The organism is Seonamhaeicola sp., assembly GCF_028281565.1.
Classification (GTDB): Bacteria; Bacteroidota; Bacteroidia; order Flavobacteriales; family Flavobacteriaceae; genus Seonamhaeicola.
Window position 1 is genome coordinate 370832 of the sequence record NZ_JANQJQ010000043.1, and the last position, 12459, is coordinate 383290.

Genomic DNA, 12459 nt, shown 5'->3' on the forward strand with positions numbered 1-12459 from the left:
AAACATGAAAAATTTAAAAAATTTAAAATTAGAATATCTGTTTGCGTTATTATTGTTCTTTACAGTGAACAGTTGTGATGAAGATATTGAAATTGAAGTAACCAGTGCTTTTGCAAGTGACCTGGTGCTTAGTACGCCTGAACAGTTAGAGTTATTATTACTTTCCACATATAACAGTACGGATAGCTGGGGAATGAATAAACAGAACTGGTGGGGAAGACGTTTCAACATAGAGATTGCGTCATTTGAAGCTAAGTTTAACTTTAATAATTTGGACTTAGCCCGAGAAAGAGCTGGCTGGACAGCTGGTAATGCCGGTCTTTTTAACAATAAATGGGGCCAATTATGGACCTATGTAAGAGAAGCCAATTTGTTTTTGGAGTTAGCACAAGATAGTCAGGCTATGGAACAAGATCCGGATGCTGTTAACCAATTAATAGCAGAAATGCGCTTTTTACGTGCTAACCTGTACACAAAATTATTAAAGTATTATGGAGGAGTGCCTATATTGACCAGAACCTATGCACTGGATGATGACTTCGACATTCCAAGAAATACCTATGAAGAGTGTGTAGATTTTATTGTTAGTGAGTTAGATGCTGCGGCAGCACTTTTACCCGAAACGAGGCCAGATGCAGAATTGGGCAGAGCTACCAGTATGGCTGCCCTGGCGGTAAAGTCTCGAACCTTGTTATATGCGGCCAGTGATTTACATGATCCGGCATTGGCACCACAAACATCTAATAAGGAATTATATACCTATTCTAATGCCAATAAATGGCAGGACGCTGCCAATGCGGCAAAAGCGGTTATCGATATGGTAGGAGGACGTGATTTAATAACAACACCCAGTGCGACGGCATATCAGAGTTTGTTCTTAACACCTAACCAGGATATGATATTTGTAAGGCCTTATGGAGGATCCCTTTTTGATTATGGTACAGATGCCAATACCTTGTGGGATAAAACACAATCACCAAGAGGTTTTGATGGCTGGGGATTGTCTACTCCAACGCACAATTACGTTCTGGAGTATAATATGGCCGATGGAACTACTACCTCCGATGCAGGCTATGATCCGTTAGACCCTTATACCGGAAGAGAAATGCGATTTTATGCCAATATTAATTACCAGGGAGCTGAGTTTAGAGGGCGTGCTATAGACTATTCACTAGCAGCTGATACGCCAAATGCTGCTCTTGATGGAGCGGATTCGGAATCTTTAGCATTGGATTTTGGTAATTTTAGGCATTGGTCCAGAACCGGGTACCACATTCGTAAATTTCAGGATGAAGGTATTCCAATTACTGGTATATCTGCAAAACGTCCTTATATATTATATCGTTTAGCTGAGATCTATCTAAATTATGCGGAAGCTCAGGCTGAATTAGGAAATGATGCCGAAGCACGTATTTACTTGAATAAAGTATCTTCCAGAGCGTTACAACCGGATATTACAGCTGGTGGAACTGAGTTGTTAGAAGCTATTAAAAGAGAAAGACGTGTGGAACTGGCATTTGAAGGACATAACTTCTTTGATGAAAGACGCTGGATGAACGAACCGCACTTGGGAATGGATATAATAGGCCTTTTATGGACTAAGCATCCGGATTTATCAGTGACTTCTACCGAATATACAGTTGCTACAAGGCCATGGACGGACAGCAGAATGTATTATTTGCCAATTCCGCAATCTGAAATAGACAGGTCTACTCTTGTACAAAATGACGGGTATTAAAATATGGACATGGATTCATGTAGATCATAGATCATATTGTTTAGTTTAGTTTGAAAACTGGGGGCATAGTCTCCAGTTTTTTTATGTGATATTATTGAGGTATCTTAAATTAGGTAAAATAGCACATATAATAGGTAATTTTTAAAAATATAAAATCAAAAAAAACCATTTGCTTTGAATACGTTCTAAACAGAGATAAACAAAATTCATTGATCATGAAAAACATACTTATAACTGCTTGTACCATGCTTTTAATGGTATCCTGTAAGCATGGACAACCAGATGATCAGTCGATAAAGATATCAAAAGAGCTTATAAACACTTTAAAGGATATCAAATTAGATGGTCATGCCATTATTAACAATATTAATAGTCCAAATGTTAAACTTAAAAGTATTGATATTGGGGATTGTAAATGGACTGAAGGATTTTGGGCCGAAAAATGGAAACAGGCCGAAGAAGTTATGATCCCTTATATGGGAACCTTACTTAAAGGCGATATCGGTCATGGATACAATAACTTTAAAATAGCAGCAGGTTTAAAAAAAGGAGTCCATAAAGGGCATTGGTGGCATGATGGCGATTTCTATAAATGGATGGAAGCCTGTACATATCTTTATGGAGTTAATAAAGATCAAGAGATTATTAATGATTTGGATGAGATTATTGCAGTAATAGCAAAAGCACAACAACCGGATGGCTACTTGTCTACTCCAATTATTATTAATGGCAATTTAAAACCTTTTCAAAACAGAAAACACCATGAACTCTACAACAGTGGGCATTTGTTAACGGCAGCATGTATTCATCACAGAGTAACGGGAAAAATTAATTTTTTAGAAATAGCTATTAAACATGCTGATATGCTTTATAAGCTTTTTCACCCGAAGCCGGAGCATTTAAAGCGTTTTGGATTTAACCAAACTCAGATTATGGGGTTGGTAGAACTCTACAGAACCACTAGAGATGAACGCTATTTAGAATTGGCGGAGTTATTTATAAACATGAGAGGGCAGAGCGAAATTGATGAAAATAAGAGTACAAGGGGATATCCGGTTGGAGATATGGTACAGGAGCGGGTACCGCTACGTAAAGAAACAGAAGCTGTAGGCCATGCTGTCTTGGCCCTTTACTATTATGCCGGGGCCGCCGATGTATATGCTGAAACCGGGGAGCGGGCCCTTATCGATGCTTTAGACAGGCTATGGGATAACGTTGTTAACAGAAAAATGTACCTTACAGGTGCCCTGGGGCAATCGCATTATGGCAGATCATCAAGAAAGGACAAAATAGAAGAAGGCTTTATTAATGAATACATGATGCCCAATCTTACCGCCTATAATGAAACCTGTGCCAATATCTGTAATTCTATGTTCAACCATCGTATGTTAGGAATTCACGGAGAAGCGAAATATGCAGATATTATGGAGTTAGTACTCTACAATTCGGCATTATCAGGTATTAGTTTAGAAGGTAAGCACTACTACTATTCAAACCCATTGCGTAAAATTAAAGGTGCCCTGGATTATAGTAAAATGAACACAGAATTTCCTCAAAGGCAACCCTATTTAAAGTGCTTTTGCTGCCCTCCTAATTTGGTCAGAACCATTTTAAAATCTCCGGCCTGGGCATATAGTAAATCTGAAAATGGGATTTCTGTGAATCTTTATGGCGGAAATGTTTTGGAAACTACTCTATTAGATGGGACTGAATTGCGATTGAAGCAGGAGACTGATTATCCCTGGGACGGACAGGTGAACATTACTATTGAAGCGTGTAAAGAGAAGCCGTTTGAAGTATTGTTAAGGATTCCGGATTGGGCTACAAATACAACTATTAAGGTTAACAATGAAAATATAGAAGGTGTTGGAGAAGGCAGTTTTTTAATAATGGAACGCCGTTGGAAAGCAGGAGATGTCATTTCAATTGATATGCCTATGGCCATTAAATTCATTGAAGGCCATCATAGAATAGAAGAGATTCGGAATCAGGTGGCAATAAAACGTGGCCCCATAGTTTATTGTTTGGAATCGCCTGATCTTCCCGAAAATTCAAAAATAACGGACGCCTATATTTCTGTAAAGAACACGCTTAAACCTGCTTATAAACCTGATTTACTGGGAGGTGTGGTTGCTATTGAAGGAGAACTTATGATTCGGAAAGATGAACTTTCTAAAATGTACAATGAAATTACTAAACTTGAAATGACACCGTATAAAACGCAATTAATACCATACTATGCCTGGAGCAATAGAGGGGAAAGTGAAATGTCGGTATTTATGCCGGTCATTTGGGATTAATTAAAATTTATGAAAAGAACAGATATCAATTTTTTAAGTATAGGGCTAACGTTAGTTGTCTTATTAAGCAGTGTTTTTATAGTTGAGATCAGCGCCCAGCAGGACAATGGTGCTTTCATTGAAGTTTTTAAGGAATTCCCGCGTCAGGAGAAAAACCTAAGGAAATGGGATGCCCCGGTGGTAGCCGATCTGGATCAGGATGGTTACCAGGATTTATTGATTAATGATCATGGTTTCGGGATTCAGGTGCAATGGAATAACAAAGGTAAATTTGCGAAGCCCTACGATATTATCATGGGAGATTTGCACGGGGTTTCCGTTGGGGATTTTGATAACGATGGAAATCTTGAAGTGATCATGTCTCGTGGTGGTGGTTCCGGAAGTAATGCCAGAAACTCCAAAATGTATCGCGTTGTGGGTCGTGATTTTATACCCCTGCCTGATTTTAAAGAACCACTGGCCTTGATGAGAGGGCGCACAGTAAAATTTATTGATGGCGATAATGATGGCGATCTGGATTTACTAAACTTTGCTTTCCCTGATAGTGCTAAAAAAGGAGCCAGTGAAAATTATGTGTATGGGAATAATGGAAGTGGAGAGCTTATTCTACACGCAACATTACCGGCCATTAAAGTAAACGGTCAAAAGACTGCTGTAACAGACTTTAATGGAGATACTATTTTGGATTTAATTTTATATGGTCATGGAAAAACTCGAGCTTTCAAAGGAAATGGCGATTTAACTTATACAGAAGTGACAGACAAGGTCTTTCCATATGCTATTGAAGAAACAACAAGTATTTGTGAAATTGATTATGACAACGACGGTGATTTAGATTTGTTTATCACACGTGGAAAGGACTATAAGAGCGGACAAAATTTTTATAACCCGGAAACCAAAGATTGGGGGTTCTTCACAACCAGAGGCGAATTTCAATTTGATGACTTAGAAACCGGGGATATCTTGAATCTCGAGAACTTCCAGTCCCAATGGCCTAATAATGATACCTACTTTATCGGTGAGGCTTCTTATGATTACGAGTTTGAAGGTGAAACACACTCAGGAAAGGATATTAGATTAGTGAACAGTGATGCGTTGGGATTCCCGGATAATGCCAATTATAAAGAAAAGAGAGGCTGGTATATTGGTTATGTGGGGAACAGGAAATGGCGCATAGCCGGATTCCTTTGGGCGCCGGCCACAGGCGTAGTTCATGGCGTGAAAAATTATAAGCCTTATGATCATCCGGAAGGGTTTAATGATATTCTATTGGAAAACTCCAATGGAACATTTAAGGATGTCACAGAAAAACTTTGGTTGCTCAATAAAGAGCATACTATGGCAAGTACTGTGGCGGATTTCAATAATGATGGCTTAAAAGACATATTAGTTATCCGAAGGGGAAAATTGGTATTTGACAATGAATCCATTTTATACTTAAATCAAGGGAAAGCTGGTTTTAAAGCTGTAGAAAACCATGGCATAGTTTCCAAAGAACTAGGGGCTATAGGAATGGCCGTTGAGGTTATCGATTATAATCAGGATGGTAAAGTGGATGTGGTCGTTGGCAATGAACGCGGTAAGTGGCACTTGTTTAAAAACGATTTAAAAGACGCCGAAAATAATAAGTATATCACTATTGAGGTAGGTAAATCTCCAAAGAGCAACGTATCCGGATTAGGAGCTATGGTTGAGGTTGTTTCTTGTTCAGGGAAACAGATATACCGTATCGGCTCTACAGGATCCCAATATTCGCAGGGATTTAACAATTTTGTGCACTTTGGATTAGGTAGTTGTAAAAAGGCTACTAAAGTGAAAATTACCTGGTCTAATGGTGAAGTATTAAATAAAACTATTAAAGACTATAACAAACGGGTTTTTATAGGCAACAAATAGAAATTTTTTTAATGAACTGAATTCATTGTCTGATCTGTTAAGACTATACTTTAACTAGACATTTCAATTTTTACGCGGTTTTAATAATAACTAAATGCCAATTGTTAAGTAACTTGCGTTCTAAACTAAACTTAGAATGAACAAGCACATTTTTACCTCACTATTACTTGTTATTTGTTTGTTTTCTTGTGGAGAAAAAACAACTACAACTAAAACGGCATTTAACCGCGAAACGGATTTTAATTTCGATTGGAAATTTCAATTACAAAAGGATACCACTAAACTAACAAACGTCCCTTTAGCTGATGCTGACTGGAGGGATATCAGACTACCACATGATTGGAGTGTTGAATTATCTTTTGATGAAAGCTTGGAAGGTTGTACGGGATACTTACCGGGAGGTGTAGGTGTGTATCAAAAGCACTTTGAGTCACCGGAAGATTTTGAAAATAAAAGTGTTTACATATTGTTTGATGGTGTCTATAACAACGCCACATTTTGGTTGAACGGTAAAAAGCTGGGAGAGAATCCATATGGTTATTCACCTACTTATTTTGATTTAGGCCCGTTTTTAAATAAAGGCAAAGAAAATGTGCTTACCGTTCACGTAGACCATTCCAGATATGCTGACGGGCGTTGGTACACAGGCAGTGGTATTTATAGAAATGTGAAGCTGATCACGTTAAATAAATTGCATATTCCTATTTGGGGAACCTTTATTACTACACCCGTTGCAACCAAGGCAGAAGCTTCTATACATTTGGAAACAACGGTTGAAAATCAGATAGCAGAAAACAGTTCGTTTACATTAACTACTAAAATTTTGGATGCCGATGGAAACGAAGTTGTTTCAAAAGCAGATAGTTTAAGTCTAACAGCTAATAATAAGGACGTCTTTAAACAGGACTTTTCGGTTTCAAATCCGAAGCTTTGGGATACGGAACATCCCAATATGTATAAGGCGGTGACATCCATCACGCAGAACGGAAAAGTGGTTGATGAATACACCACCCCTTTCGGAATTAGGAGCCTTCGTTTTGATAATAAATCAGGGTTCTATTTAAACGAAAAGAAAACAGATATTAAAGGGGTTTGTCTGCACCATGCCGCTGGTTTAGTAGGTGCTGCTGTTCCTGAAGGGGTTTGGAGAAGACGTTTTGAAGCATTAAAAGCTTGTGGCGTAAACGCTATTAGAACAGCGCACAATCCGTATTCCGAAGAGTTTATGAATTTGTGTGATGAAATGGGTATCCTGGTACAGGACGAGTTTTTTGATGAGTGGGATTATGCAAAAGATAAAAGAAAGAATTACCACGACCGCAGTTTCGATTATATCACACGAGGTTACGTAGAGCATTTCCAGGAATGGGCTAAAAGCGATTTAACACGTACGATGCTACGTGACAGAAATCATCCGTCGGTGTTCCAATGGAGTATTGGTAATGAAATAGAGTGGACTTACCTGCACTACAGATATGCAACTGGTTTTTGGAAAGATCCTAATGACCCTCAAAAATCAGGAAAGTATTGGGGGAGTGCCCCAATTTTAACGCCTGAAGAAATTAAAGCTAACTATGATGCCGCTGAAAAGGGTGAATATATTTTAGCTGAAACAGCTCATAAACTGGCAAAATGGACTAGAGAGTTAGACCCCACAAGAGTGGTTACAACTAACATGGTGGTACCACAAACCAGTATGGTGACCGGTTATGCAGATGCTGTTGATATTTCGGGATTTAGTTACCGTAATTTAGATATTGCCTGGGCAAATGAGCATTGGCCGGACAGACATATCACTATCAACGAAAATCCGGGAACCTGGGATGATTGGAAGCAAGTAATAGAAAATCCAGGTGTATTCAGTATTTTCATGTGGACTGGTATTGATTATATGGGGGAGCGTGATGGCGACTGGCCGGAAAAAAGTGGTTGGGGAGATCTGTTGGATTTGGCAGGATTTAAATACCAGGGTTGGAACTACTTTAAAAGTATTTGGGTAGATGAACCTCATATCTCTATAGGTACCTTGCCAATAGCTAAATCAGGATTTAAACAAACAGGTATTTCAGGGCAGCAATTGCCGGAGAATAGTAGTGCTTATAAGTGGAGAGATTCTAATATGCATTGGAATTATAAGGATGGCGAAACGGTTGTGGTTGAGGTTTGTTCTAACTATGACTCTGTGGAATTATTCTTAAATGGGAAATCATTGGGAAGCAGAAAAGGAGCAGATAGTCCGGATAAATTATGCCGTTGGACGATTCCTTATGAAGCTGGAACTTTAACCGCAAAAGCAAGTTCCGGGGATGCTGAAATTTCAACCGAGTTAAAAACAACATCCGAACCGGTAGGCTTTACATTAACAGCAGATAAAACCGAATTAAAAGCTGACGCTTATGATGTGTCTCACTTTATAGTCCAGTTAGTTGATAAAGATGGACTGTCTGTGAAAACAGAGAATGCTACAATTGAGTTTGAAGTTGAAGGAGATGCTAAAATACTTGGTGTTGATAACGGCGCCAGAAGTAATATTCAGGATTTTCAATCGAATAGTTTAACAACAGCCAAAGGAAGATGTTTAATGATTCTGCAATCCACTAAGCAAGCAGGGACTGTAAAGGTTAAGGCAAAATCTGAAGGCTTTGAAAGCCAGGAAGTAACACTTCAGATAAAATAAGTGTTTATTCCTTTTTTTGTTCCGAAGGAGAAGTTATAAAATGTTTTCTTTGTTAGGAGACCGAAGACCGAAGACGGGAGTGGACAGTTTCAATAAGCCCGTCCTATTGGAATTTGGAATTTAGTATTTGGGATTTGGTTTTTAGAACTTGCTGCCTTTGCGCCTTTGCGTCTTAGCGAGAAACTCTAAGGGCAGTTTTAACAAGGTTAAAATAATATAAGTATAAGGTAAGTCAAGCACTGTTTTTAGCATGTATTTTTTCGTAATTTGAAGAAGTTTATTTTAATAAATTTCTGTGATTATGAGATTCCTGAAAATAGTGCTTTTGCTTACGGTACTTGTAGGTTGTAAAACCAAAGAAGAATCTAAAGAAGCACAACCTGCTAAAAAACCCAACATCTTATTCTTAGCTATTGATGACTTAAGGCCGGAAATTGGGGCTTATGGGTCTGATATAGCCATCACCCCTAATTTTGATAAGTTTGCGGCAGATGGTTTATTGTTTAATAAAGCCTATTGCCAGGAGCCTATTTGTAGTCCGTCCAGAGCAAGTTTAATGACCGGGGCCAGACCTGAAACTATCAATGTAATTGAGAATTTCACCTATTTTAGAGAAGCCAATCCGGATATTGTAACCTTAGCACAGCACTTCAGAAACAGCGGTTACGAAACAGTTCATACCGGTAAAATTTTTCATAAACCCGCATGGGCCGATAATGAGAAATCTTGGAGCAGAGAACCTGCCTATGATAAAATGACCATTAAAAAAAGTAAAGCTCCGGGAGGCTATGCTTTACCGGAAAACCAGGAATTCTCTAAAAAAGCAACAGCTGAGGTCATTGCTAAATATGGTGAAAATGCACCTAGAAATGGTTTGGGAAAAGGACCAGCTTATGAAAAGGCAGATGTTGAAGATACCTTTTATGAAGACGGTTATAACGCGGAATTAGCCATTGCTACCATGAAAGATATGCTGGAAAAGAATCCCGATAAACCGTTTTTCCTGGGAATGGGAATGAAGAAGCCGCACTTAAACTGGATGGCTCCATCAAAATATTGGGATTTATATGACCCCGAGAAAATTAAATTGGCAACACTTACCGAAGCTCCTGAAAATGGAGCTACTATGGGATTACACCCTTCGTTTGAATTACGTGCTAGGTACGGTATTCCAAAGAAAGGGCCAATTGATGATGAGATGGCAAGAACTTTAAAACATGCCTATTTAGCTTGTGTAAGTTATATAGATGCTCAAATAGGTAAGATGATTGATGCCTTAGATGAAGCAGGTTTAAGAGACAACACCATCATTATGATATGGAGTGACCACGGTTTTCATTTAGGCGATATGGGTATTTGGTGTAAGGCTACTAATTATGAAATAGCAACCAGGGTACCTTTAATGGTTTGGACACCGGATATGCCAAAAGATACACGTGGTAAAAAATCGGATGCTTTAGTGGAATTGGTAGACATGTATCCAACCTTGTGTGAACTGGCAGGATTAGAAAAACCTGAGCATTTGGAAGGGCATAGTTTTGTACCGTTGTTAGAAGATCCGGGTCAGTCCTGGAAAAAAGCGGCCTTTAGTCAGTTCCCTACACCGGCATTAAGAGAATGGGCTGCTAACCCTCTATCTCAGGGTATGAGAGAAACTTATTTTGGTCCGTTGATTGAAGAAGTAGAAGGAGAAATAAAAGCTCAAATGGGTGATAAATGGGATCGGGAGTTGTTTGAAAACAATTTAATGGGATATGCCATGCGAACCGATAATTACAGGTTCATTGTTTGGAAGGACTACACCAAAAAGGATAGCGAACCCTTATTCTATGAATTATACGATCATCAAACAGATCCCGGTGAGACCAAAAATATTGCTGATGATAACCCGGAGTTGGTGAAGCAATTATTAGAACAATTCAATAAAAGCTGGAAAGGCAATTTACCAGGTTAAGATCATTTCAGGATGCCGATTACAAAAGTTTTATTAAAGTCTAAGTCATGGTTTGTGTTGAGTTTCTGCTTAGTGTTTTCAATTAACGGAATAGCACAGGAGCAAAGCAAACTGTCTTTTACCGAAGACTTAGATGTGATTCCGTTAGAACAACGCTCAAGAAGAAAATTTGATAATGCCGTCATTGCAGATTTGGATCAAGACGGGTTTTTGGATTTGTTGCTTATAGAGCACTCAAGGCGGGTAGAGTTATTCTGGAACAATCAAGGCAAATATGAAATAGGGAAGCCGTTCATATTTGGCGACACCCATGGTATGACCGTAGGTGATTTTAATCGTGATGGTTTACTAGAGGTTTTGGTACAACCAGGAGGCGGAGATGGTAAGAACCCTAGAAAATTGAGGGCTTATACTATCAATCTGGACAGGACCGTATCAGAAGAAAAGGAATTCAAGCATTTTGAAGCCAGCAGGGGACGCGCCGTTAAATTCTTTGATGCAGATAACAATAGTGACTTAGATTTGATTTTATCGGCCTTTCCTCCAAATGATAAAATTGAAAGAGCCCATTTTTTATATCAAAGTGATGAAAGTCAGTATTTTTCATTTGCAGATTTCCTGCCGCATGCAGATCGCTTTAACATGCGTACAACAATAACAGATTTTAACAACGATAATGTCAAGGATTTTCTGTTTTACGGTGGGAGCAAAATAATTGCCGTACAGGGAAGTGAGAAATTAGGCTTTGCGAATGTTTCAAAAGAAGTTCTGGGAAGCTTAACAAACACCAATTTAGTAAACAGTGTTTCAGAAATTGATTTTGATAATGATGGCGATTTCGATTTGTTCTTAACACGTTCAAAGCATCCCTTCGATTCAGAGGCTGATTATAATCAAGAGGACAAGACCTTTTATTTTTTAGCCAGAAGGCGACCTTTTCAACACGATAGTATTAAGATTGAAGGCGACTTTAAAATTGAAAACCTTCAAATGGCTTATCCACATTTTGATGTATTCATTGGTACAAAAAAGAAATTGTTTAAACGGAAGTTGGATAGGCACGGGCATCATGATTTAACCATAACCAAAGAAGAAGGTGAAGGATGGCCAGAAGATACCTCTAAAAAAGGGTTATACATAGGGTATTTGGGTAATGGTTATTGGCGTATTGGCGGATTTACAAATGCGCCTACCACAGGAGTTGTTCATAATGTAGTTGAAAAACCTAAGACCATTAAATTAAAAGATTTACCTGCCAAACTATTGGAAAATGTAGATGGCAAATTTGTAGATGTTAGCAATGAATATGGAATCGATATTCCTGAGCAAACTACTAGTACAGCGGTAGGTGACTTTAATAACGATGGCTGGTCCGATATCTTTGTAGTGCGCTATGGAAAGTCAGCGTCTGTTATCGAGCAATTTCTGTATTTAAATCAAAAGGGAAAAAAGTTCCAACCTGTAAAAAATCATGGTATCATAAGAAAGGAACGCGGTAGTACGGGTATGGGAGCAGAAGCTTTCGATTATGATAAAGACGGTGATTTGGATATTATTTATGCCAATGAACGTGGCAGATGGCACCTGCTTACCAATAACCTAAAATCAAATAATAATTATGTTGTTGTTAATATTGGTAATTCACCATCAGGGAAAGCCTCACCAATTGGAGCCTTACTAAAACTGGAGGTTGATGGTAAAATTTATAAGCGCATTGTGGGGGCTACCTCCTCTTCGTATTCACAAGGATTAGACACTAATTTACATGTTGGGCTAGGTGACATTAAAAACATAAAAGAAGCTACTGTTACTTGGGGTAACGGTGAAGTTGAAAAATTAAATATCAAAAATATCAATACCATTTACCAGGCAGGTAAAGCAATAAATTAACTAT

The 12459-nt window shown here is 38.5% G+C and carries 6 protein-coding genes; all 6 read left to right on the forward strand.

Annotation, left to right across the window (positions count from 1 at the left end):
* Positions 1-4 precede the first annotated feature (4 nt).
* The 6 genes from Q0983_RS18725 (at position 5) to Q0983_RS18750 (ending at position 12455) form a co-directional block, all read left to right on the forward strand.
* Positions 5-1738, forward strand: coding sequence for a RagB/SusD family nutrient uptake outer membrane protein (locus Q0983_RS18725; RefSeq protein ID WP_299556489.1), 1734 nt, complete (start codon positions 5-7; stop codon positions 1736-1738).
* Between the two features lie 215 nt (positions 1739-1953).
* Positions 1954-4038 carry a beta-L-arabinofuranosidase domain-containing protein gene (locus Q0983_RS18730; protein WP_299556491.1) on the forward strand — a complete coding sequence of 695 codons (2085 nt, stop codon included), beginning with the start codon at positions 1954-1956 and terminating at the stop codon, positions 4036-4038.
* 9 nt (positions 4039-4047) lie between these two features.
* A complete protein-coding gene (locus Q0983_RS18735) occupies positions 4048-5934 on the forward strand; it encodes a CRTAC1 family protein (protein WP_299556493.1) in 1887 nt (628 codons plus the stop codon).
* Between the two features lie 136 nt (positions 5935-6070).
* On the forward strand, positions 6071-8611 hold the full coding sequence (locus Q0983_RS18740; RefSeq protein WP_299556495.1) for a glycoside hydrolase family 2 TIM barrel-domain containing protein: 2541 nt from the start codon (positions 6071-6073) through the stop codon (positions 8609-8611).
* Positions 8612-8912: 301 nt separating this feature from the next.
* Positions 8913-10565 (forward strand): sulfatase, encoded by a 1653-nt coding sequence (locus Q0983_RS18745; RefSeq protein WP_299556497.1) that lies wholly within the window; start codon positions 8913-8915, stop codon positions 10563-10565.
* 12 nt (positions 10566-10577) lie between these two features.
* Positions 10578-12455, forward strand: a complete 1878-nt coding sequence (locus Q0983_RS18750; RefSeq protein WP_299556499.1) for a CRTAC1 family protein — start codon at positions 10578-10580, stop codon at positions 12453-12455.
* Positions 12456-12459: the final 4 nt, after the last annotated feature.

Excerpts from the sequence above, each read along its gene's own strand:
- Q0983_RS18735 (WP_299556493.1), top strand. The coding sequence starts at position 4,048 with ATGAAAAGAACAGATATCAATTTTTTAAGTATAGGGCTAACGTTAGTT.
- Q0983_RS18725 (WP_299556489.1), top strand. The coding sequence starts at position 5 with ATGAAAAATTTAAAAAATTTAAAATTAGAATATCTGTTTGCGTTATTA.
- Q0983_RS18730 (WP_299556491.1), top strand. The coding sequence starts at position 1,954 with ATGAAAAACATACTTATAACTGCTTGTACCATGCTTTTAATGGTATCC.
- Q0983_RS18740 (WP_299556495.1), top strand. The coding sequence starts at position 6,071 with ATGAACAAGCACATTTTTACCTCACTATTACTTGTTATTTGTTTGTTT.
- Q0983_RS18745 (WP_299556497.1), top strand. The coding sequence starts at position 8,913 with ATGAGATTCCTGAAAATAGTGCTTTTGCTTACGGTACTTGTAGGTTGT.
- Q0983_RS18750 (WP_299556499.1), top strand. The coding sequence starts at position 10,578 with ATGCCGATTACAAAAGTTTTATTAAAGTCTAAGTCATGGTTTGTGTTG.